Origin of the sequence: Ferrovum sp. JA12 (genome assembly GCF_001431705.1) — a bacterium.
Taxonomy (GTDB): Bacteria; Pseudomonadota; Gammaproteobacteria; order Burkholderiales; family Ferrovaceae; genus PN-J185.
Genome location: NZ_LJWX01000002.1, coordinates 493,371 through 516,581 on the forward strand (window position 1 = coordinate 493,371; position 23,211 = coordinate 516,581).

Annotated in this window: 18 protein-coding genes and 1 pseudogene; 15 read left to right on the forward strand and 4 right to left on the reverse strand. The window is 48.7% G+C overall.

Annotation, left to right across the window (positions count from 1 at the left end; all coding sequences use genetic code 11):
• The first annotated feature begins 1 nt into the window (after position 1).
• The 4 genes and pseudogenes from FERRO_RS07460 to FERRO_RS10700 all read left to right on the forward strand — a co-directional run.
• Complete coding sequence (locus tag FERRO_RS07460; RefSeq protein ID WP_056930245.1) at positions 2-1,027, forward strand: Fic family protein; 1,026 nt, start codon at positions 2-4, stop codon at positions 1,025-1,027.
• On the forward strand, positions 1,024-4,122 hold the full coding sequence (locus FERRO_RS07465) for an HsdR family type I site-specific deoxyribonuclease (protein ID WP_056930246.1): 3,099 nt from the start codon (positions 1,024-1,026) through the stop codon (positions 4,120-4,122). The genes FERRO_RS07460 and FERRO_RS07465 overlap by 4 nt, the downstream gene beginning before the upstream one ends.
• A gap of 284 nt (positions 4,123-4,406) precedes the next feature.
• Positions 4,407-4,547 carry an IS66 family insertion sequence element accessory protein TnpA gene (gene tnpA / locus FERRO_RS10695; RefSeq protein ID WP_446718618.1) on the forward strand — a complete coding sequence of 47 codons (141 nt, stop codon included), beginning with the start codon at positions 4,407-4,409 and terminating at the stop codon, positions 4,545-4,547.
• A 388-nt stretch (positions 4,548-4,935) separates the two neighbouring features.
• A pseudogene (locus FERRO_RS10700) lies at positions 4,936-5,276 on the forward strand (recombinase family protein); the annotation flags it as partial.
• A 179-nt stretch (positions 5,277-5,455) separates the two neighbouring features.
• Here the strand turns inward: FERRO_RS10700 and FERRO_RS07470 are convergent.
• Complete coding sequence (locus FERRO_RS07470) at positions 5,456-6,010, reverse strand: TlpA family protein disulfide reductase (protein WP_056930247.1); 555 nt, start codon at positions 6,008-6,010, stop codon at positions 5,456-5,458.
• A 142-nt stretch (positions 6,011-6,152) separates the two neighbouring features.
• Between FERRO_RS07470 and aceF the strand changes: the two genes are divergently transcribed.
• Genes aceF through FERRO_RS07495 form a run of 5 tightly spaced genes read left to right on the forward strand, consistent with a single transcriptional unit; the run spans position 6,153 to position 11,282 of the window.
• Positions 6,153-7,838 carry a dihydrolipoyllysine-residue acetyltransferase gene (gene aceF / locus FERRO_RS07475; protein ID WP_056930248.1) on the forward strand — a complete coding sequence of 562 codons (1,686 nt, stop codon included), beginning with the start codon at positions 6,153-6,155 and terminating at the stop codon, positions 7,836-7,838.
• Positions 7,839-7,850: 12 nt separating this feature from the next.
• A complete protein-coding gene (gene lpdA, locus FERRO_RS07480) occupies positions 7,851-9,272 on the forward strand; it encodes a dihydrolipoyl dehydrogenase (RefSeq protein ID WP_082601242.1) in 1,422 nt (473 codons plus the stop codon).
• A 20-nt stretch (positions 9,273-9,292) separates the two neighbouring features.
• Complete coding sequence (gene surE / locus FERRO_RS07485; RefSeq protein WP_056930638.1) at positions 9,293-10,039, forward strand: 5'/3'-nucleotidase SurE; 747 nt, start codon at positions 9,293-9,295, stop codon at positions 10,037-10,039.
• On the forward strand, positions 10,036-10,698 hold the full coding sequence (locus tag FERRO_RS07490) for a protein-L-isoaspartate(D-aspartate) O-methyltransferase (RefSeq protein ID WP_239683497.1): 663 nt from the start codon (positions 10,036-10,038) through the stop codon (positions 10,696-10,698). The genes surE and FERRO_RS07490 overlap by 4 nt, the downstream gene beginning before the upstream one ends.
• Positions 10,698-11,282, forward strand: coding sequence for a murein hydrolase activator EnvC family protein (locus FERRO_RS07495; protein ID WP_056930249.1), 585 nt, complete (start codon positions 10,698-10,700; stop codon positions 11,280-11,282). Before FERRO_RS07490 ends, FERRO_RS07495 begins: the two co-directional genes overlap by 1 nt.
• Positions 11,283-11,338: 56 nt before the next feature.
• Here FERRO_RS07495 and FERRO_RS07500 read toward each other — a convergent pair whose 3' ends face one another.
• Entirely contained in the window at positions 11,339-13,816 is a 2,478-nt protein-coding gene (locus FERRO_RS07500) for a bifunctional acetate--CoA ligase family protein/GNAT family N-acetyltransferase (protein ID WP_082601243.1), read from the reverse strand.
• A gap of 34 nt (positions 13,817-13,850) precedes the next feature.
• On the opposite strand from FERRO_RS07500, the gene FERRO_RS07505 reads away from it, so the two are divergent.
• Entirely contained in the window at positions 13,851-14,777 is a 927-nt protein-coding gene (locus FERRO_RS07505; RefSeq protein WP_204374798.1) for a histone deacetylase family protein, read from the forward strand.
• Between the two features lie 14 nt (positions 14,778-14,791).
• Here FERRO_RS07505 and FERRO_RS07510 read toward each other — a convergent pair whose 3' ends face one another.
• Positions 14,792-15,157 carry an Mth938-like domain-containing protein gene (locus FERRO_RS07510; RefSeq protein ID WP_056930251.1) on the reverse strand — a complete coding sequence of 122 codons (366 nt, stop codon included), beginning with the start codon at positions 15,155-15,157 and terminating at the stop codon, positions 14,792-14,794.
• 57 nt (positions 15,158-15,214) lie between these two features.
• Here FERRO_RS07510 and alaC point away from each other — a divergent pair, with 57 nt between their 5' ends.
• Genes alaC through FERRO_RS07530 form a run of 4 tightly spaced genes read left to right on the forward strand, consistent with a single transcriptional unit; the run spans position 15,215 to position 19,317 of the window.
• A complete protein-coding gene (gene alaC, locus FERRO_RS07515) occupies positions 15,215-16,399 on the forward strand; it encodes an alanine transaminase (protein ID WP_056930252.1) in 1,185 nt (394 codons plus the stop codon).
• Positions 16,396-17,715, forward strand: coding sequence for a homoserine dehydrogenase (locus tag FERRO_RS07520; RefSeq protein ID WP_056930253.1), 1,320 nt, complete (start codon positions 16,396-16,398; stop codon positions 17,713-17,715). Before alaC ends, FERRO_RS07520 begins: the two co-directional genes overlap by 4 nt.
• A 19-nt stretch (positions 17,716-17,734) precedes the next feature.
• Entirely contained in the window at positions 17,735-18,853 is a 1,119-nt protein-coding gene (gene thrC, locus FERRO_RS07525; protein WP_056930254.1) for a threonine synthase, read from the forward strand.
• 20 nt (positions 18,854-18,873) lie between these two features.
• Entirely contained in the window at positions 18,874-19,317 is a 444-nt protein-coding gene (locus tag FERRO_RS07530) for a GNAT family N-acetyltransferase (protein ID WP_056930255.1), read from the forward strand.
• Between the two features lie 218 nt (positions 19,318-19,535).
• On the opposite strand, the gene FERRO_RS07535 is transcribed toward FERRO_RS07530, so the two are convergent.
• Positions 19,536-20,261: an MlaA family lipoprotein gene (locus FERRO_RS07535; protein WP_056930256.1), complete on the reverse strand. Its 726-nt coding sequence runs from the start codon at positions 20,259-20,261 to the stop codon at positions 19,536-19,538.
• A gap of 133 nt (positions 20,262-20,394) precedes the next feature.
• On the opposite strand from FERRO_RS07535, the gene clpB reads away from it, so the two are divergent.
• Positions 20,395-22,974 carry an ATP-dependent chaperone ClpB gene (clpB, locus tag FERRO_RS07540; RefSeq protein ID WP_056930257.1) on the forward strand — a complete coding sequence of 860 codons (2,580 nt, stop codon included), beginning with the start codon at positions 20,395-20,397 and terminating at the stop codon, positions 22,972-22,974.
• The last annotated feature ends 237 nt before the right edge of the window (positions 22,975-23,211 follow it).

The following is a 23,211-nucleotide window of genomic DNA, read 5'->3' on the forward strand; positions in this document are numbered from 1 at the left end:
TATGAGTTATCAACCGCCTTTTACCATTACCCGCGATATCCTGAATCTGGTAGCGGACATCAGCCAGCAAGTCGGTCGGCTGGATGCCAGTGCGCTGAATGCTTCACCTCAATTACGCAAGCAAAACCGCATCAAAACCCTGGTTGGCACTCTGGCGATTGAAGGCAATACGCTCACCGAAGAACAGATCACGGCGATCCTTGACGGTAAGTCCGTGATGGGCAGTGTGCGTGAACTGGCGGAAGTGAAAGGCGCGATTGCGTCCTATGATGCCCTGCCCACCTGGAAGCCGGACAGTATCGAGGATTTGCTCACCGCGCACGGCTTGATGATGTCGGATATTCTGGTCAATGCAGGACGATTTCGTGACAAGGCGGTGGGCATCCAGAAAGGCAAGGTGGTGCATCATGTTGCCCCGCCCGCGCATCAGGTCTCAGGATTGATGGCCGATTTAACCCACTGGTTAAAACAGACAAAAGATCACCCATTGATCACCAGCAGCGTGTTTCATTACGAGTTTGAGTTTATCCACCCCTTCAGTGATGGCAATGGCCGTATGGGGCGCTTGTGGCAAACTCTGATTTTGTCGCAATGGCATCCCTTGTTTTTGTCCTTGCCGCTGGAAAGTGTGATTAAAGACCACCAACCACTCTACTATCAGGCACTGGAAGAGGCTGACGAAAAAGCCGATAGCACGCCTTTTATTCACTTTATGTTGTCGGTCATTGCCGAAACCCTGGCACAAAACGCCCCCGTAAACGCCTTTGTAAACGCCTCTGTAAACGCCTCTGTAAACGCCTCTGTAAATGTTCCGGCAAATGCCTTAGTTTCAGTGGCAGGGCTTAAAACACCTGAGGCTATTTTGGCATTGCTCGCGGCGAATCCTTTGCTGACCCGCAAGCAACTGGCTAACGCCATCGGTAAAGACATACGCACGATTGGCCGAGCACTGGCCAAGCTGCAACAAGCGGGAAAAATCAAACGCATCGGTTCTGATAAAACCGGCCATTGGATGGTTCAACCATGACGGACTACAAAACCATTGCTGAATCGAAAAACTTCATCGTTCTGGACAAATATGCCCCGGAATGGAAGGTCGCGGAAGGCTACCAGAGCGAGAGCAAGCTGGAGCGTGAGTTCATCCAAGATCTGGTCAATCAGGGTTATGAATACCTACCCGACCTGAATGCGCCAGAGGCCTTGCTGGCCAATGTGCGCGTGCAGCTGCAAACACTCAATAACGTGCAGTTTGCGCATGGCGAATGGCTGCGCTTTGTCGAGACCTGGCTGGACAAACCCAGTGATGGCATCGTCGAGAAAACCCGCAAGATTCACGACGATTACATTCATGACTTTGTGTTCGACGACGGGCGCATCCAGAACATCTACCTGCTGGAGAAGAAAAACATCGCCCGCAACAAGGTGCAGGTGATCAAGCAGTTTGAGCAGACCGGCAGCCATGCCAACCGTTATGACGTGACGATTCTGGTCAACGGCCTGCCGCTGGTTCAAGTGGAGCTAAAAAAGCGTGGCGTCGCTATTCGGGAGGCCTTCAATCAGGTGCACCGTTACAGCAAGGAAAGCTTCAACAGCGAGCATTCCTTGTTCAAGTATTTGCAGCTGTTCGTGATCTCCAACGGCACCGATAGCCGTTACTTTGCCAACACCACTAGGCGTGACAAAAATAGCTTTGACTTCACCATGAACTGGGCGAAGGCGGATAATAGCCTGATCAAGGACCTGAAGGACTTTACCGCCACCTTCTTCCAGAAGAATACCCTGCTCAATGTGCTGATGCATTATTCGGTGTTTGATGTCAGCGATACTTTGCTGGTGATGCGCCCCTACCAGATTGCCGCCACGGAACGCATTCTGTGGAAGGTTAACAGCGCGTATCAGGCAAAAAACTGGAGCAATCTTGAAGGTGGCGGTTTCATCTGGCACACCACCGGCTCGGGAAAGACCCTCACCAGTTTCAAGGCGGCGCGTCTCGCCACCGAGCTGGATTTCATCGACAAGGTGTTCTTCGTGGTGGACCGCAAGGATCTGGACTACCAGACCATGAAGGAGTACCAGCGCTTTTCGCCAGACAGCGTGAATGGCTCTGACAGCACCGCTGGCCTGAAGCGTAACCTGGACAAGGACGATAACAAGATCGTCGTCACCACCATCCAGAAGCTCAACAACCTGATGAAAAGCGAAGCTGACTTGCCCATCTACGGCAAGCAGGTCGTGTTCATTTTTGATGAATGCCACCGCAGCCATTTCGGTGAAGCACAGAAGAACCTGAAGAAGAAGTTTAAGAAGTTCTATCAGTTTGGCTTTACCGGCACGCCGATCTTCCCCGAGAACGCGCTGGGCGCGGAAACCACCGCCAGCGTGTTTGGCCGTGAGCTGCATTCTTACGTCATCACCGATGCGATACGAGATGAGAAGGTGCTCAAGTTCAAGGTGGACTACAACGATGTGCGCCCGCATTTCAAAGCCGTTGAAACTGAGCAGGACGAGAAAAAGCTCAGTGCCGCAGAAAACAAGCAGGCCTTGCTTCACCCCGACCGCATTCGTGAGATCACGCAGTACATCCTGAATAACTTCAGACAAAAGACCCATCGCCTACAACCGGGCAATAAGGGCTTCAACGCCATGTTTGCGGTCAGTAGCGTAGATGCTGCGAAGCTGTACTACGAATCGTTCCGTGAGCTACAGAAGGGCAGTGACAAGTCGCTGAGGGTGGCCACCATCTTCTCGTTTGCGGCCAACGAAGAGCAGGATGCTGTAGGTGACATTCAGGACGAAAGTTTTGATGTGTCCGCCATGAACAGCAGCGCTAAGGAGTTTTTGAGCGCAGCCATCGCCGACTACAACGCGCTGTTCAAGACCAACTTCAGTGTAGACAGCAACGGGTTTCAGAACTACTACCGGGACCTGGCCAAGCAGGTGAAGGCCAAGGAAATCGATCTGCTCATCGTGGTGGGCATGTTCCTGACCGGCTTTGATGCCCCCACGCTGAACACCTTGTTTGTCGATAAAAATCTGCGCTTTCATGGGTTGATGCAGGCTTACTCTCGCACCAACCGCATTTTTGGCGCCACCAAAACCTTCGGCAATATTGTCACCTTCCGTGACCTCGAGCAGGCGACCATCGACGCTATCACCCTGTTTGGCGACAAGAACACCAAGAACGTGGTGTTGGAGAAGAGCTACAAAGAATACATGGAAGGCTTCACCGATGCGACCACCGGCGAGGCGCGGCGTGGCTTTGTAGAAGTGGTGAAGGAGCTGGAGCAGCGTTTTCCTGATCCCGCTGCCATTGAAAAAGAGGCGGATAAAAAAGCCTTTGCGAAACTGTTTGGCGAATATTTGCGCGTTGAGAACGTGCTGCAGAACTATGACGAGTTCGCCAGCTTGAAGGATATGCAAAATGTCGACATGACCGACCCAGCGGCAGTGGAGGCGTACAAGGCCAAGCACTATTTGAGCGATGACGATCTAATCGCACTGCAATCCATCACGCTACCTGCTGAGCGAAAAATCCAGGATTACCGATCCACTTACAACGATGTTCGCGACTGGCAGCGTCGAGAAAAATCTTCGGATCAGAAGGACAAGTCAACCATCGATTGGGATGACGTGGTCTTCGAGGTGGACTTGCTCAAGTCGCAGGAAATCAATCTGGATTACATCTTGGAATTGATCTTCGAGCACAACAAGAAGAGCAAGAGCAAATCGGAGCTGGTGGATGAAGTGCGCCGGGTTATTCGCGCCAGCTTGGGCAACCGCGCCAAAGAAAGCCTGCTGGTTGACTTCATCAACCAGACCGATCTAGACCAGATTGGTGACAAGGCCAGCGTAATCGACGCTTTCTTCACTTTTGCCCAAGCGGAGCAGCAGCGTGAAGCGCAAGAGCTGATCAGCGCCGAAAATCTGAATGCCGAAGCGGCCAGACGCTATATCACCACCTCGCTCAAGCGGGAATTTGCCAGTGACAGCGGCACAGAGCTCAATGCTGTGCTGCCCAAGATGAGCCCGTTAAACCCGCAGTACCTGGCCAAAAAGCAAAGCGTGTTCCAGAAGATCGCGGCTTTTGTTGAAAAGTTCAAAGGCGTGGGCGGGCAGGTCTGAGAAATGACTATGAGCAGACTCCGTGTCATCCGTACCGCGTGCTCCTTTGCCAACGACATCGTCAAGCCCTATATTGTGGTCAACAGCCAACTTGCCGCGTTGCGTTCACTGCCGCACAGGCAGCTTAGAAAATCCCGAACGGCGGTGCGCTGGGGGTAGTGACTAAGTAAGGGTTCGGTAAAGGCACCTATTATTTGTCGCTTGATGAAGGCACTCTGTGGTTTTGCACAGGGGAACTGGAAATGCAGCGGGAATCGATAAGGGGCGAATGGCAATAGCGGGTGGTGGATTGGAAAGCCAGCGGTCTGACGCAAAAGGAATACTGCTCACAGAAAAGGGTGGGGTTTGGCCGTTTGGGCTACTGGTCAGCACGACTGCAGCGTGATGAGAAGAAATTGACGCTGGTTCCGGTTGTGCAAGCATAACCTTTGGTAACTAGCACAATCGAAAACCCCCTGGTTCGTTGTTTTTTATTAACGGCATTTTTGGGTGGTTGTTTCGATGTAACCCAAACCCCCACCCCCTTAGCCTGAAGGTGGGTCGTTCCAGGCGCGTAAAGGGACGCTACGCTCTTCTGGGTGGCCCGTGTTCTCGCCTTCGGCTGCGGGCCGCGCCAAGCCACCCATACGCCCTTGACCCGCCCTCTACTCTGTCCGTCAAACGATCGTTAGTTGGTCATGCCGGATATTGTCTAGAAACGTGCTTAATTTAGGAGTTATCGGACATTGTTATAGAAGGACAGGATATCGGATAAAAGCGGAGGCAAATGGCACAGTTTGGTGATGCGCGGATATCGGATAAAAGCGGAGGCAAATGGCACAGTTTGGTGATGCGCGGATATCGACAGCGGAACAGGACACCGCTTTGCAGACGGATGCGTTGCATAAGGCAGGCTGCGAGCGGATTTTTGAGGACACGGCTTCCGGGGCCAAGGCCAACAGGCCTCACTGATGCGCTGACCTACCTGCGCGATGGTGACGTGCTGACCGTCTGGCGGCTGGATTGACTCGGGGATGCTCGATGTCACACCTCATGGAGACCCTAAGCGCGCTGAAAGCGCGGGCCTCAGCTTAAAATCGCTGACTAAAGCCATCGACATTAACATGCCGAGCGGACGACTCATCCTCTACGTCTTCGGAGCACTGGCGCAGTATTGCTTGAATTTAGGGTTTAGCGATTGATTTAGTTTAGCTAGTACTGAGATTTTTTTGGGATGTTGCCTTTTGTATTTGAACAGGTCTGGGGCAAATAAGGATAGAAGATGATAAAACCATGGGGGATCCAAATAAACGGTGTGAATAAAGTTGATAAAAGTATAGCCTTGATGTAGGAGTTAAGAGGCCACGTACTTTTGTAAAATATTCTTAATGTCCTCTTCTTTCACTTTTCCCAGTTTTTTATAAATAACTATGCCAGAGGGTGAGATTACTAGCGTAAAGGGAATACCTTGCTGTTCATTGCCCAAAGTTCTTGTCATCTCAAGGGTACTATCATTACCCACCAGTATAGGATAACTAATAGATCGCGTTTGTAACCATGCCTTAAGATCTTTCTCCTCATCCACCCCAATACCAACAAATTGAACTTGTTTATCTCTTAAATCATTTTGTAGTTGGCTTAACATGGGCATTTCTTCCTTACAGGGCTCGCACCAGGTTGCCCAAAAATTAATCACTAGTGTTTTACCAGGCCATTGGTTAAGTGCTTGGGAATGCTCCTTAAGGTCCTTTAGGTTCAGTTGTAAAAAAGGGATGGCGCTTGGGGAGACCTCATTTTGGCTGTGTTGGTGTGGCCCCCAATAATTGAGGCTACGATAGATAGAAACACCTTCAATAATTACCCCTACAATCACAGCAATAACAATAATTTTAAGTACAGATATTTTCATGGAAATTCCTCAATTAACAGCCCAGACAACACTAACATGTTAAACTAACTTTGTTTAATTGTGTTTTTGGATAGATCCCAATTGACACATATTAGTTCATATAAATAATCTGAGCCACTAGCTCTTGAGGAGGAAACTATCTATGCCTGTCGAGGTTAAAGTTCCAGATATTGGAGATTTTAAGAACATCCCTGTCATCGAATTAATGGTTAAAGTCGGTGATCTTGTTAAAAAAGATGACCCCTTAGTCACCTTGGAATCTGATAAAGCTACCATGGAAGTGCCCGCCAGTCGTAGCGGTACGGTGACGGCTTTACATGTTCAATTAGGTGATCGTGTCTCCGAGGGGAGTTTAATTTTAACTCTGGAGGAGGCTAACGTATCGAGTACTCACACTGAGGCTTTGACGCCAATTCCCCAGTCCCCCCAAGATACCCGGAACGAACCTGTTTCCTCTGCTCAAAGTGCGGCTCCAACAAAGCAAACTGGCACCACGTCGTCACAGGCGAGTAGTGCTGAAGAAATTACGATTACAGTTCCTGATATTGGTAATTTTGAGAATATTCCAATCATTGAAATCATGGCCAAGGTGGGAGATAAGGTTGAAGCCAATGCGCCCTTGATTACTTTGGAATCGGATAAGGCCACCATGGAAGTGCCGGCCCCTCAAGGGGGGGTGATTACGGCGTTTCTCGTTAAGCTTGGAGATAAGGTATCTCAAGGTGTGGCGATTGCCAAGATGACCACCGCCTCTCTCGCCGTGAGGGATACTGTGCAAGAAGAGCTTACAGCACAAAGCACAGGAGAGCCCCGGTTAACGAAGGAGGTAACGCAAACTCCCCCTGTCACGGTGCCAAGTCCACAAAAACCCCTTGCTCCAGAGGCTCAATCTGTGATAGATCAAGTGGCTTTTACAAAAGCCCATGCTAGCCCCAGCGTCAGACATTTTGCTAGAGAGCTTGGAGTAGACTTGAGTAAAGTGAAAGGCAGTGCTCCGAAGGGGAGAATTGTTAAAGAGGATATACAAAGTTTTGTTAAAAGTGCCTTAGCGCAAGGGGTGCAGGGTGCAACCCCTGGGGTGTCAGCAGGTTTAGGACTGGGTTTGTTACCCTGGCCGCAAGTGGATTTTGCAAAGTTTGGTGCTATTGAGGTGCAACCCCTTAGCCGAATTAAAAAAATCTCTGGCGCAAACTTGCACCGCAATTGGGTCATGATCCCCCATGTGACCAATAATGACGATGCTGATATCACTGAACTTGAGGCCTTTCGTGTGCAGCTTAACTCAGAGAACAAGCAAGCAGACATCAAGGTCACTATGTTGGCGTTTTTAATTAAAGCTGTCTGTAACGCTCTGCGTAAGTTTCCACAATTTAATGCGTCATTAGATGGTGATAATCTCGTGGTGAAACACTATTACCATATTGGGTTTGCCGCGGATACGCCAAATGGTTTAATGGTGCCAGTTATTAAGGATGCAGATAAAAAGGGAGTGTTGCAGATCGCTCAGGAAGCCTCTCAACTCGCCAAAAAAGCTCGCGATGGCAAACTGTCTCCTGCTGACATGCAAGGCGGTACTTTTTCCATATCCAGTTTAGGGGGGATTGGTGGCACGTACTTCACACCCATTATTAATGCCCCAGAGGTAGCTATTCTTGGGGTATGCCGGTCTAGTATTAAACCGGTTTGGCGAGAGAATCAGTTTCAGCCACGTTTAATTCTACCCTTATCTCTATCCTATGATCACCGCGTGATTGATGGAGCCTTAGCAGCTCGTTTTAACACTTATTTAGTGGAGTTGCTCGCCGATTTAAGACGAGCCACGCTCTAGGAGACTTAACATATGGCAGAAACAGCAATATTAGAATGTGAAGTGGTGGTGTTAGGTGCCGGCCCTGGGGGATATTCTGCAGCCTTTAGAAGTGCTGATTTAGGACAAAAGACAGTATTGGTGGAACGCTACAATACTTTGGGAGGAGTTTGTCTTAATGTGGGGTGTATTCCTTCTAAGGCACTGCTCCATGTGGCCTCAGTCACGGAAGAGGCGGTGGCTTTAGAAAAACATGGGGTCAAATTTGGTCCACCACAAATTGATTTGGCTGCTTTGCGTCAATGGAAGTCAGCGGTGGTGAGTAAACTCACTGGTGGCCTTGCTATGATGGCTAAGGCTCGTAAAGTTCAGGTGGTAGAAGGAGTTGGACAGTTTCTTGATAGTCAGCACTTGTCCGTGACTCTTAAGGATGGAGCGAAGCAAGTCATTCGCTTTAATAAAGCCATCATTGCAGCGGGCTCCCAAGCCATTAAATTACCCTTCGCTCCACAGGATCCACGGATTATTGATTCTACTGGAGCTCTTGAGTTAAGTCACATCCCAGCTAAAATGCTGGTGGTAGGTGGCGGGATCATAGGCCTTGAAATGGCTACGGTGTATTCAGTCTTGGGGACTCGTCTTGATGTGGTAGAAATGCAATCGGGTCTGATGATGGGTGCGGACCGTGATTTGGTAAAGGTGTGGGAGAAGAGGAATTTAAAACGCTTTGACCGTGTGATGATGAACACCAAAACCACCCACATGGAGGCCACAGAAAAGGGGATTGTGGTGTCTTTTGAGGGGCCAGAAGGGACTACTTCCCAAGAAACCTATGATGTGGTGCTGGTGGCAGTGGGCAGACGTCCTAACGGCAAACTCATTGGTGCGGAGTTGGCGGGTGTTAATGTGGATGAACGAGGCTTTATTCCTGTAGACCGTCAAAATAGAACCAATGTGCCACATATATTTGCCATTGGCGATATTGTGGGGCAACCCATGTTAGCTCATAAGGCGGTACATGAGGGGCATGTGGCAGCGGAAGCTGCCGAGGGGCGACGCAGTTATTTTGATGCCAAACAAATCCCTTCCGTGGCCTACACGGACCCTGAGGTAGCCTGGGCGGGGATCACTGAAGAGCAAGCCAAAGAACAAGGTATTGCCGTTGAAAAAGCTCTCTTTCCTTGGGCGGCCTCTGGTCGCGCCATTGCCAATGGCCGTGATGAGGGCTTTACCAAGTTACTCTTTGATGCCAAGACGCATCAGCTAATAGGGGGCGCTATTGTGGGGACTCAGGCAGGCGATATGATAGGTGAGATTTGTCTTGCTATTGAAATGGGTTGTGATCCCACTGATATAGGTAAAACCATTCATCCTCATCCCACCTTAGGTGAGTCCATTGGTATGGCGGCAGAGTGGTTAGAAGGGGTATGCACCGATTTACCCCCTAAAAAGTAAAAGGCTATAAAGTTTGTATGATGCGTATTTTAATTAGTAATGACGATGGCTACTTCTCTAAAGGAATCAATGTGTTGTATGATCATCTTAAGAGTATGGCTGAGGTAACTGTAGTCGCTCCCGATGCCGAGAGAAGTGGTTCAAGTAACTCATTAACCCTTGACCGTCCTTTGATAGTGAAACAGGCTCCCAACGGTTTTTATCATGTGAATGGAACCCCCACCGACTGCGTGCATATGGCAGTCACAGGATTATTAGATGAGACGCCCGATATGATTGTTTCAGGCATTAATCATGGGGCGAATATGGGCGATGATACGGTTTACTCAGGAACCGTTGCCGCGGCCACAGAGGGATTTTTATTGGGCATCCCTTCCATTGCCGTCTCTTTAGTGAATGAATCGGGAAAGGGTTACTATCACACTGCGGCAGAGGTGGTAGCTAAGTTAATTCAACACATTCATGACAAGAAACTCAGTGAACCGATGCTTCTCAACGTGAATGTGCCCGATTGCCCGATGGCAGAGCTTCGGGGCATGACAGTCACCCGTTTAGGTAAGCGCCATAAGGCGGAACCCGTTATTAAAGCCATGAATCCTCGCGGACAAACTGTCTATTGGGTGGGGGCAGCAGGACCTGCCGCCGATGCGGGGGAGGGCACGGATTTTGATGCCATCAACCAAGGTTTTGTATCCATTACCCCACTACAAACAGACCTCACCCATTACCAACAGTTAGATAGAGTGAGAGATTGGTTAAACTCATGATTGGCTCTCTTGGTAAAGGTAATGGGATGACCTCTGAGCGTACCCGTCAGAGAATGGTGGAGCGTTTGCGGCAGGCGGGCATCTTAGATGAAGCAGTACTTAATGCTATTTTGGCGGTGCCGCGTCATGGTTTTGTGGATGAAGCCATTGCTTCACGGGCCTATGAGGATACAGCACTACCCATTGGCCATGGACAGACCATTTCAGCTCCCTATATCGTGGCTCGTATGATTGAGTTACTGCGCCAGGCCAACAGCCCACTCACGAAAGTACTTGAGGTGGGAACAGGTTGTGGTTATCAGGCAGCGATACTCTCTAAGTTATTTAAAGAAGTGTACTCGGTGGAACGGATCGGTCAGTTGCTGGAGAAAACTCGCTCCCGGATATGGTCTATGCGTATTCATAATTTGCGTTTAATGCATACCGATGGCAGCTTAGGCCTAACCGAGGCCGCACCTTTTGATGGTATTATTGTGGCAGCGGCACCGCAAACCATCCCCCAGTCACTGCTGGATCAGTTGGCAGTAGGAGGGCGCTTGGTGATCCCTGTGGGTGGGAATAAACAACAACTCACCGTTGTTGACCGCCATGAAGGGGGTTATAGCCAACAGATCATTGAGGCAGTTAAGTTTGTCCCATTAAGAGAAGGTAGCATTTGATGACACGACTCAATATTCTTTTTTTAGTGTGTGTACTGTGTCTGAGTGGTTGTTCCTCAACCCTTAATCCAGCCCCAGTATCAGATCAAAGTATTTCAGGCAAGTCACAAAATGAGCGCGCTAGCCCATCGCATAGCACAGCACAAGCTAGCTCCATTAAGAAAAAACACAGATCATCAATCACTCAAGATGATAACAGTACTATTCCAGCGGAGGTGTTGTCAGTTCATTGGTTATGGCCCGTGAAGCAATACAAAAGTGCCCGTTATCATCATGAACGCAAGGGGCTTGATATTCAAGTGACAGATAAGCAGGAAGTGACGGCAGCTGCCTCTGGGACAGTGAGTTATGTGGGAGACTCGCTCAAAGGTTATGGACAAATGGTAGTCATCAAACATAACGCTAATATATTAAGTGTTTACGCGGACAATCAAAAAATTGTTGTCAAAGAGGGAGAGTTGGTTAAGGCGGGGCAAGTGGTAGCTGAGCTGATCCCAAAGGATGCTGAGCACACAGCCACCCTACATTTTGAAATCCGTTATCGTGGAAAACCCCTTAACCCCAAGCTAGTGTTAAAAAAATAACAAGCCATTGAGATGCTCTAGGGGGCCTGCCCCCTTCAGGAAAAAGGGGGGTAATATTAATCAGAGTCTTGAGAACGATAATTAGGCAAGTCAAGAGATACCCATCTTAAGCTTGGTTCCTCCTCCGCCACCCGAGTGGTGAAGCCTAGCTTTTGCAATAGGTGCAGCATGATAGAGTTATTACCTAACACCTCACCACTCATGACGGCCAAATGTCTCTTCTTAGCACATAAAATAAGTTCGTTCATTAACACAGTCCCCAAGCCCTCTTTCTGCCATTGATCTGAGACCACCAAAGCAAACTCACAGGACGTGCCGTCAGGATTAGTGGTATATCTCGCCACGCCCAGTTGAATGGCTTTGTCCTCAATAAGTGTCGTGGCAATAAAAGCCATTTCAGTGGCGTAATCCAATTGAGTGAAACGTACCAGTAATTGGCTGGGTAACTCTTTCAGGGCATCAAGAAAGCGAAAATAGCGACTATCCTCTGAGAGATGTCTGACAAATTCCTGTTCCATTTCAGCGTCCTCTGGACGAATGGGTCGGATTTGAACCACTTGGTGATTCTTGAGCGTTATTGTTTTAACTAAATCAGAGGGGTAGGGATGAATGGCTAAATGCTTATAGTCAAAGGGGATGAGTGGTGCCGTGTTGAGCGTAATGTGAGCATGTAAAATTTCTATGTAGTCATCATCTTGTTGCCAGAGATTTAATTCTATGCACTCAATGGCAGCTAACTCGCAACACATGTCCGAGAGGCGTAATATAAGATTTTGTAAGGCTGGGTGCTGACTAATGGGCCGCTGCGAGTCATGGTGCGTTAAGTGTGCTAATTGACTGCGACCAATAAATTCCTCAGCTAAAAACTGATTTAAGGGGGGCAGAGCATAGGTTCTGGCCTGTGGCAGATGGGCAGCGAGGCCCCCCGGACTAATATATAGACTGGGTCCCAAGGTGCTGTCCCTCACTACCCCAAGATCTATCATTAACCGTGCGCTCTTGGAGGTATTAGGCGGCATGGGCATATTAGCGCGATAACTCATGCCAAAGGTGGCTAAGAGTTTTTCAGTTTCAAGGGGACTTAAGCTGAGATGATTAAGTGTCACCTGTTCAGTAATGAGCTGACGGGCACGCTCTAAGTTTGGTGCTGTTTCAATCATACTGGAGCTTGGCGTTTGAAATAACATTTGCTGATTATGCAAATATTGATTGATATAGCGAATAGCATCCACGGCAGACTCTGGCGTTCTGAAGTTAGGCACATTGTGAGCACTAAATAAGCGTCTGGCCGGCACCACACTTTGATCTCCCATCCAGCAGGCCATGATGGGTTTATTGGTTTTTTTAGCGAGCTCGGCCATCTCATAGGCCGTGAGGTCAATTTCTGCTCCATGCTGTGGGCATAAAATGACCAGAAGACTATCCACCTCTGGCGCTTCTAATAAAATAGTGGTGACACGGCGATAGTCCTGTGCTTTGGCTGCGGCGCCAAGATCCAAGGGATTGCCAGCGGGCAGTTTGATGATAGCGGCGAGTGCTTCTTGAGTTGCTGTGGACAGGGGTGCCATCGGAATAAAATTATCTAAGGCGCGATCCGTCGCCAGGGCCGCGGGTCCCTCACCGTTTGAGATGATGGCTAAATTAGGACCGCTTTTGCGATAGCGCAGTGAGCAGGCTCTGGCGGCGGCAAACAGTTGCGTCATGGTACGCACTCTCACTACCCCCACCCGTCGCAGGGCGGCATTAAAAATACCATCACTTTGCTGGTAAGCCACATCAGAGAGGATATTGCCTGTTTTAAGGAGTGCATGCTTATCAGCTTTTAATACTATTGTGGGCTTGACGCGCGCCGCTTCCCTTAGCGCACTCATCAGTTGACGAGGTTGCATCACTTCTTCCACGAAAATTAAAATACTCTGGGTTTGATGATCGGACACCAGAAAGTCAACGATATCAGCAAAATCAATATCAATGGAGCCGGTAAGGGATACCACGGCAGAGAAGCCTAAGGCGTTGCCGCTCGCCCAATCTAGTACACCGCTAGTTAAAGCGGTGGACTGCGAGAGCATGCCCAGAGTTCCTGACCGGATGAGGCTTGAGCTCATCCCTATTTGCGGTCGCATCACGCCAGAGCAATTGGGCCCCATGACTCGCAATTTATAGAGCTTTAATACAGCGCGCCAAGCAATTTTATATTCTTCTAGAAGACGCTTATCGAGCTCAGTGACGTTAGTTAACAAGACGATGTGTTTAATCGACAGCTCACCACACTTTTTTAAATAATGCTCAATGTCTGCAGCAGGTACATCCAGTATGAGTAAATCGGGGGTAAGAGGAAAATCTGTTAAATCTGGATAAAAGGTAGCATTCACTCTGGCGGGGGTGAGGGTATCCACCGCTAAGAGTTTACCCTGGTAGTGGTTTAAACTCAGATTGTCGTATACTAATCTTGGCAGTGAATCAGAGCGTGAGAGAGGCCCCACAATGGCGACAGATCGGGGCATAAAAAACGGGGTTAGATAATGAGGTCTCATCACGGGTCTCACAATTAGTTAGAGAATAATTATAATGATCAACACAGCTTACATTACTCATTCCTTGTGCGGTTTACACAATATGGGTGAGCATCATCCTGAAAGCCCTCACCGCTTGGCTGCCATTAATGATCGATTGATCGCCTCAGGCTTAATGAATTTCTTGATTCCCTATGAAGCCCCTAGGGCCCAACTGATTCATTTGCAACAAGTTCACAGTCAAGACTATATCAACCATATTTTTAATGCTTCACCCTCCATAGGATTTCACCACATAGATGACGACACGGTAATGAATGTTCATTCTTTGGAGGCGGCTTTGTGTGGTGCTGGCGCTGGAGTAATGGCGGTGGACCTCGTGATGAAAAAAAAGGTTCACAACGCTTTTTGTGCAATTCGACCACCAGGCCATCATGCCGAACACAACCGGGCCATGGGTTTTTGTTTTTTTAATAATATTGCTGTGGCCACAGCCCACGCATTGGAAGAGTATAAACTAGAGCGCGTTGCAATTGTGGATTTTGATGTGCATCATGGCAACGGTACTGAAGACATTTTCATGGATGATCCGCGGGTACTTTATTGTTCCACCTTTCAGCATCCCTTCTTTCCCTATAGTGGCACGGTCAGCCAGAGCGAACGCCTGCTCCATTTCCCTTTACCAGCGGGCAGCGATGGGACGCTGATGCGAGAGATCATGACGCAGAGGGCATTGCCGACGATCGACGAATTTGCGCCACAATTGGTGCTCATTTCTGCAGGCTTCGATGCTCATAAATTGGATCCACTCGCCCATTTGCGCTGGACGGAGTCTGACTTTATATGGCTCACGCAACGCTTGCAAGAAGTGGCGGTAAAGCACAGTGAGGGCAGAATTGTGTCCATGCTTGAGGGGGGCTATGACCTTGAAGCCTTGGGACGCAGTGCAACGGGCCATATTCGCGTCCTCTTGGAAGGCTAGGCTGTTATGAGAATTTAGACGATTAAAGCGGCCACCACTGCGCGATCTTCACTCACTAGAATATTATAGGTTCGACAGGCCGCTTGGGTATCCATAATTTCATAGCCAATTTGCGCCTCAATGACAACCTTGAGCTGCTCGGCGCGCGGAAAGAGGAGCTTGGCTCCCGTACCAATTAATAAAATAGAGGGCTGCCAAAGAAGGAGTGCTCGGCAATGCTCCTCATTGAGTTCATCAAGTGTCGTGAGCCAACTTGTCTCCAGACGGGTGGGACTGATAACCAGACTCTTTTCATGGCGTTCATTGTTGACCGTAACAAAGCCCCTGCCATGACCTGTGATGTTAAAGTTAGCTTGCGGTAAATGATTGATTAGTTTCATAGGACCCACCAATTAAGGTAAAATTATTCCTTTTGTAGCCATAATAGACCATATATCATGTCAGAGTTTTCAAGGATAAAGCGCTTACCTCCCTACGTTTTTAACATCACCGGTGAATTAAAGTCAGCAGCGCGTCGTCGCGGTGAGGATATTATTGACTTTAGCATGGGTAACCCTGATCAGCCTACCCCCCAGCATATTGTTGACAAATTAGTGGAGGCGGCGCAACGCAACGATACTCATGGTTACTCCATGTCCAAGGGGATTCCTCGGGTCCGTAAAGCCATTTGTAATTGGTATAAAACTCGCTATAACGTCGAGCTTGATCCGGAGAGTGAAGCCATTTTTACTATTGGTTCAAAAGAAGGTATTGCTCATTTAATGTTGGCCATGCTGGATTCGGGAGATATGGTGTTAGTCCCTAATCCCAGCTATCCCATTCATATCTACGGCCCCGTGATCGCTGGTGCCGATATACGTCACATTAGTATGATTCCAGGGGTGGATTTCTTTGAGGAACTAGAAAAGGGTTTGCGTGGCTCCTACCCGAGACCCAAGTTATTGATTTTGAATTTTCCGAGTAACCCTACCACGCAATGCGTGGACCTCGCTTTTTTTGAACGGATCATCAATATTGCTAAGGAATATGGTATCTATGTAGTCCATGATTTGGCCTATGCCGACATTGTCTATGATGGTTATCAGTCGCCCTCCATCATGCAAGTGCCGGGTGCCAAGGACGTGGCGGTGGAGTTTTTTACGCTTTCCAAAAGTTATAGTATGGCCGGTTGGCGAGTGGGTTTTATGGTGGGTAACCCTACCCTCGTGGCGGCCTTAGGGCGCATGAAGAGTTATCATGATTATGGTACTTTTACGCCTATTCAAGTGGCCTCCATTGTGGCCCTTGAGGGTCCCCAGGAGTGTGTGGAACAAATCAGAATGACCTATCAAAAGCGGCGCGATGTATTAGTGCAAGGTCTTCATCAATTAGAGTGGATGGTAGAAAACCCTAAGGCTACCATGTTCGTTTGGGGTAAAATCCCTGAAAAATATAAAGCTCTAGGATCCCTCGAGTTTTCTAAAAAGTTATTGGCTGAGGCAAAAGTCGCGGTTTCGCCAGGCATTGGTTTTGGCGAGCTAGGTGATGATCATATCCGCTTTTCGCTAATTGAAAATGAAGAGCGAACCAAACAAGCATTACGAGGAATAAAGGATATGTTCAGGAAGGATGGAATACTATGAAGACTTTGAGAGTAGGATTGTTGGGGTTGGGCGTGGTGGGTGGCGGCACCTTTGATATTCTAAAGCGTAACGGTGAAGAGATTGCCAGACGAGCGGGTAAGGACATTGTGGTCACCTGTGCTGCGGTGAGAGAGAAAGATCTTGAGTTGGTGAGTCAGCGAGTGGGCAATACCATCGAGCTCTTTACTGATCCCCATCAGGTAGTGGAGTCCGCGAAGGTGGATATTGTGATTGAAGTGATGGGCGGTATCCATCCCGCTAAGGAATTGGTACTCAAAGCCATCAGCTTAGGTAAACACGTGGTCACCGCCAATAAAGCGTTGTTAGCCTTGCATGGCAATGAGATTTTTAAGGCCGCCCATGACAAGAGTGTCATGATCGGCTTTGAAGCGGCGGTGGCAGGGGGGATTCCCATTATCAAGGCTTTGCGTGAGGGGTTGAGTGCCAACCGCATAGAGTGGATTGCCGGTATTATTAATGGTACCAGTAATTTTATCCTGTCCAGTATGCGTGAGCGGGGTATCAGCTTTGCTGAGGCTTTGGAAGAAGCGCAAGCCTTAGGGTATGCCGAGGCTGACCCCACCTTTGATGTGGAGGGGGTAGATGCAGCCCATAAACTGTCTTTGTTGTCAGCCATTGCCTTTGGTATTCCTATTCAGTTTGATAAGGCCTATACCGAGGGGGTGAGTGAGTTAACGGCTAAGGATATCAGCTATGCTGAGGAATTTGGTTATCGCATTAAACTCTTAGGGATCACGCAACGCACAGATCAAGGCATTGAATTGCGGGTTCACCCCACCTTAATTCCAGAGAAGCGCTTAATTGCCAATGTGGAGGGGGTCATGAATGCCATTTTAGTGTCAGGCGATGCGGTGGGGAGCACTTTATATTATGGTCCAGGCGCTGGCGCTGAGCCCACGGGCTCAGCCGTGGTCGCCGATTTAGTGGATGTGGCCCGCATGACCGATGCGGCCGCCCATCAGCGAGTGCCTTATTTGGCCTTCCAAGCGGATTGTCTAATGGATGATCCCGTGTTAACGATTGCCGAGGTGTATACCTCCTACTATTTGAGAATGAGTGCTCTGGATCGCCCCGGAGTACTGGCTGATGTGACACGCATTTTAGCTAACTTAAATATCTCAATTGAAGCCATGCTGCAGCGTGAGCCCTCAGTGGGAGAGGAGCGAGTGGATGTGATTATACTCACCCATAGGGCTCTTGAGCGCGATGTGAATCAAGCCATCCAAGAGATAGAACAACTGGATACCATTTCAGGACCCTTGGTGCGCATCCGTCTTGAAAACTTAGCTTCGTAATTGTATTGGGAGAGAGAATATGAGTCACTACCAAGGTTTAATTCACCGCTACCGTCAGCGTTTACCTGTCACTGACAGTACGCCAATTATCTCTCTGAATGAGGGGAATACACCCTTAATTGAGCTTCATCATCTGCCCAAGCAATGGGGGTTTGATGGTCGTATTTTAGTTAAGTTTGAGGGCTTGAATCCCACGGGATCCTTCAAAGACCGTGGCATGACCATGGCCGTAACCAAGGCCGTTGAAGGAGGAGCTAAAGCCATTATTTGTGCCAGCACAGGGAATACCTCCGCTGCTGCTGCCGCTTACGCAGCACGGGCTGGGATCCAGTCCTTTGTCCTCATCCCAGACGGAAAAATTGCGCTGGGTAAACTCGCCCAGGCCATGATGCATGGCTCCACTGTGTTGCAAATTCAAGGTAACTTTGATGATGGCATGCAGCTCGTGCAAGAGCTTGCAAAAGACTTACCTGTGGCCTTAGTGAATTCAGTGAACCCCTATCGCCTGCAGGGCCAGAAGACCATTGCTTTTGAGATTATAGAAGCTCTAGGGCGTGCTCCCGATTACCATGTACTGCCGGTAGGTAACGCAGGGAATATTAGCGCCCACTGGATGGGCTATAGTGAAGCCACCTGTCAGCAAACTGCTGCCTGCGGTTTATGTCATGGTCAGTGTCCCTATCATCTGGAACCCTTAACTACTTCTCGCCCCATTATGGTGGGTTACCAAGCGGCTGGCGCTGCACCGTTTATGCGCGGGGCGGCAGTGAAAAACCCTGAAACCATTGCCACAGCCATTCGTATTGGTAATCCCATGTCCTGGGACTTGGCGTGGGCGGCGGTGAAGGAGTCGGAGGGCTGGTTTGATGAGTGTACCGATGCGGACATTCTCGCTACCCAAAAAGAGCTGGCCCGTTTTGAGGGAGTGTTTTGTGAACCCTCCTCAGCCACATCCCTTGCTGGGCTTAAACAAGATCTCAAGCGTGGTAAATTTAAAGCAGGTGCTGTTGTGGTCGCCACTCTCACGGGTCATGGCTTGAAAGACCCTGATACGGCTATTATGCAAAGTGAACAACCCCATCAAATTGCGGCAGAGAAGGGCGCCATTAGCCGTTTAATGGAACAATACATTCGCTAAAACAGCGAGGAGAAGCTACCATGGAAATGATTGCCATTACAGGACCCAACCACTCTGTGTTGAGAGAGGATTTGTTGCATCAAGCCGAGGCGCTGCATCGAACCCTTCGTCCGGCTATTCCCGAGCCTTACGTGACTTCCATGAAGGCAGTGTTTGGTTCGGGCGCTCAGATGTCTGTGGCCATGGAAGGCGATCATTTATGTGGTTTGGTGGTCTATCGCATCACTACTAACACCATGGTGGGTAAAAAAATCTACAGTGAGGATTTGGTGGCAGATCCTCAAGCGCCCGTGAAAGGGGTAGGACACTTAATGATGGATTATTTGAAGGAGTTGGGTAAACAAGAGGGTTGTGTGAGTCTTGAACTGGAATCAGGAACACAGCGCGATCAGGCCCATCGTTTTTATTTTAAAGAAGGCTTTGTGATCAAGGCTTTTGGCTTCAAGCAATCCTTGAAGGATTGATAGAGGTGGTGGCCCTGTAACACCTTATACATTGCCTGAGGACAGAGCGAGACTCCTCTAGTGAAGAAGTCTAAGGTTGGTGGATTTTGATGACAGACAAAGCGCTCAACGCGCGTGGTATGAATCACTGTCTTTTTGGTCAGGCTGAGTATCAATTTTACACCCGTAATGAGTGCTGGTGAGGTCTTACCCAGCCTCACTATTGGGCAATAGTGTTATCACTCATCGTCTTCTTTATTGTGCGGGGGATGACCATCAAAAATTAAGTTACGCCGGCGTTGAAGATACGCATCACGCACAAAGGTATAGGGATCTAAGGCGGCAGTGTTAAGTACATTCGAGGCGGCTAAGAGTCCGGCCCGAGTATTAACCACTTCGAGGGCCCCAATTTCTGTGAGATGGGTTGTGCTAGCATGACTATTCGCATAAAAACTAAAGGGGTAGGCTGCTACCAAGCCCAAGCCATCGCGAATGGTGGAGGGGCCCAGCAAAGGTAAAACGAGGTAGGGACTGTCCTCCCAACCCCATACCGCTAGTGTTTGACCAAAGTCTTCATTGTGTTTTTCAAGACCGATGTGTTTCGCCACATCAAAAAATCCTACAATACCAGCGGTAGTATTGACCACAAAGCGGCCCGCGTCCTCTCCACCTTGAGTCAATTTACCTTGCAATAAATCATTTATAAAAACTGTGATATCCCCGATGTTACTGAAAAAATTACTGATCCCCTCGCGCATTACATTGGGAGTGACTGCCTTATACCCCTTGGCCACGGGTTTGATGACGTAACTGTCAACTGTGTCATTAATGGAATACATGGTGCGATTATAGCTTTGTAGTGGATCCTTGGGATCCTCTTGGCCCGGTGGAATGCTCACGCAACCAGATAACAGTACCAGCGTGGTACTGAGCAGAAGGATACCGAGCAAAGGATGGTAGCGCATAGTAAAACCCTTAAATCTTAGAGGAAATATTTAGTTCGTATGCTAACATAAATTCCCCTGAACGCCCCTTGTTTTTATCTAAACCTCCCCCATTTATTTATTAACTTAACTCATTATTATAAAAGGATTTACCATGCGCTTTGATAAACTGACTAGTCGTTTTCAAGAGGCCTTTGCCGATGCCCAGTCTTTGGCCTTGGCCCATGATAATGGCTTTATTGAACCCCTGCATTTACTCGCTGCACTGCTTAATCAGACCGATGGCAGTACCGCCTCCCTGCTCACTCGAGCGGATGTGCAGGTAAATGCCCTAAAGCGCTCTCTGGAAGAGGCGATCAGTCGTCTGCCCAGGGTGCAAGGTGGCTCTGGCGAGATCAATGTGTCGCGGGATTTAAATAGTCTTCTCAACAACACCGAACGTGAAGCGCAAAAAAGGCAAGATCAATTTATTGCCTCAGAGCTTTTTTTACTGGCGCTCTTGGAAGATAAAGGGGAGGCCGGTCGTCTATTGAAAAGCCATGGTGGCCAGCGCTCAAGCTTAGAGAGTGCCATCACGGCCCTGCGTGGTGGCGAGTCGGTCACTCATGCGGCGGTGGAATCACAACGGGAAGCTTTAAAAAAATATACTCTGGATTTAACTGAGCGGGCCCAAATGGGTAAATTGGATCCGGTGATTGGTCGGGACGATGAAATTCGTCGAGTGATTCAAATTTTACAGCGCCGTACTAAAAATAATCCGGTATTAATTGGCGAGCCTGGAGTGGGTAAAACTGCCATTGTGGAAGGGCTTGCGCAACGCATTGTTAATGACGAAGTGCCTGATTCATTAAAAAATAAGCGGGTTCTCTCCCTAGATATGGCTGCTCTGTTAGCGGGGGCTAAATACCGCGGTGAGTTTGAGGAGCGTTTAAAATCAGTGTTAAAAGAATTGGCCCATGATGAAGGGCAAACCATCGTCTTTATTGATGAGCTGCATACCATGGTGGGAGCTGGCAAAGCTGAGGGTGCTATGGATGCTGGCAATATGTTAAAGCCTGCCTTAGCAAGAGGGGAGCTCCATTGTATCGGTGCCACCACCTTAAATGAATACCGTCAATATATTGAAAAAGATGCGGCCCTGGAGCGACGTTTTCAGAAAGTGTTGGTAGGAGAACCCTCCGTGGAAGACACGATCGCGATTTTGCGTGGCTTGCAGGAGAAATATGAAATTCACCATGGGGTGGAGATAACCGATCCTGCCATTGTGGCTGCGGCGGAGCTATCACAGCGTTACATTACTGATCGTTTTTTGCCCGATAAAGCCATAGATCTAATCGATGAGGCGGCGGCCAGAATTAAAATGGAAATTGATTCAAAACCAGAGTCCATGGATAAACTGTTTCGTCGCTTAATTCAATTAAAGATTGAGCGGGAGGCGGTCAGAAAAGAAACCGATGAAGCCTCACAAAAACGCATGCAATTGCTGGAAGAGGAAATTCAGAAGCTGGAAGTGGAATACGCCGATTTAGAGGAAATCTGGAAAACTGAAAAAGCCCAACTGCAAGGCACACAGCATGTGAAAGAGGAACTCGATCGCGTGCGCGCAGAAATGGAAGCAGCGCAGCGTAGCGGTGATTTACAAAAGGCTTCCGAACTCAAATACGCCAAAATTCCCGAACTTGAAGCCAAACTTGAGCTCACCAGTCAGCATCCTGACGTGACAGCGAATCGTCTGCTGCGCACCCAAGTGGGTGCAGAGGAAATAGCGGAGGTGGTATCACGGGCCACGGGTATTCCGGTCTCTAAAATGATGCAAGGGGAGAGAGAGAAACTCCTTAAAATGGAATCCTATTTGCGCGAGAGAGTGGTGGGTCAGGAGGAGGCAGTAGAAATTGTCTCCAATGCCATTCGTCGCTCCAGATCAGGGTTAAGCGATCCCAATAAGCCCTATGGTTCTTTCTTGTTTTTAGGGCCCACCGGGGTAGGTAAAACGGAATTATGTAAAACCTTGGCTCAATTTTTATTTGACTCTGAAGAGCATTTAATTCGTATTGATATGTCAGAGTTCATGGAGAAACACTCGGTGGCCCGTTTAATCGGTGCTCCTCCAGGGTATGTGGGTTACGAGGAGGGTGGCTATTTAACCGAAGCGGTGCGCCGCAAACCCTACTGTGTAATTCTATTGGATGAGGTGGAAAAAGCCCATCCTGATGTATTTAATGTACTCCTTCAGGTGCTCGATGATGGACGTTTAACCGATGGGCAAGGGCGTACGGTGGACTTTAAAAATACGGTGATTGTCATGACCTCAAACCTGGGCTCGCAAATGATTCAACAAATGGAAGGCGATGATCATGCGGTGATAAAACTTGCTGTCTTGGGAGAAGTGAAAACTCATTTCAGACCTGAGTTTGTGAATCGCTTGGATGAGATTGTGGTGTTTCATACCCTGGGACAAAAACAAATTCGCTCGATCACCGCTATTCAGTTGCAGTCCTTGCGTCAGCGCTTAGAGAAAATGGAGTTTTCCTTAAGTGTGACGGATGCCGCCTTAGATCAGTTGGCGGAGGTGGGTTTTGATCCGGTATACGGTGCAAGACCCCTGAAAAGAGCTATCCAAAATGAATTGGAGAACCCCTTGGCGGTGAAAATCCTAGATGGCTCCTTTGCACCCAAGGACGAAGTGGTGGTGGATGTGAATAAACAAGGAAAATTTGTGTTTACTCAGGTATGATCTGGCATCCTCTACCTAACTGCAGGCAAGTGGGGAAAGTACAAGTCAAGATGCTCTGACAGGAGTGGAGAGGTGACGAGTGTGTTAAGTGACCGTTGCGTTGGAGTGTGATATTGGGATCGGCCTAGGGTACGTGAATCCCACCCTAGGCCAGTTTATAGGCTATGCCCACCCAATCTCTTTGCGTAAGACTCGCTGTCCATTAGAAGTTATGGTGAGGCAACGATCCTGCCTTAA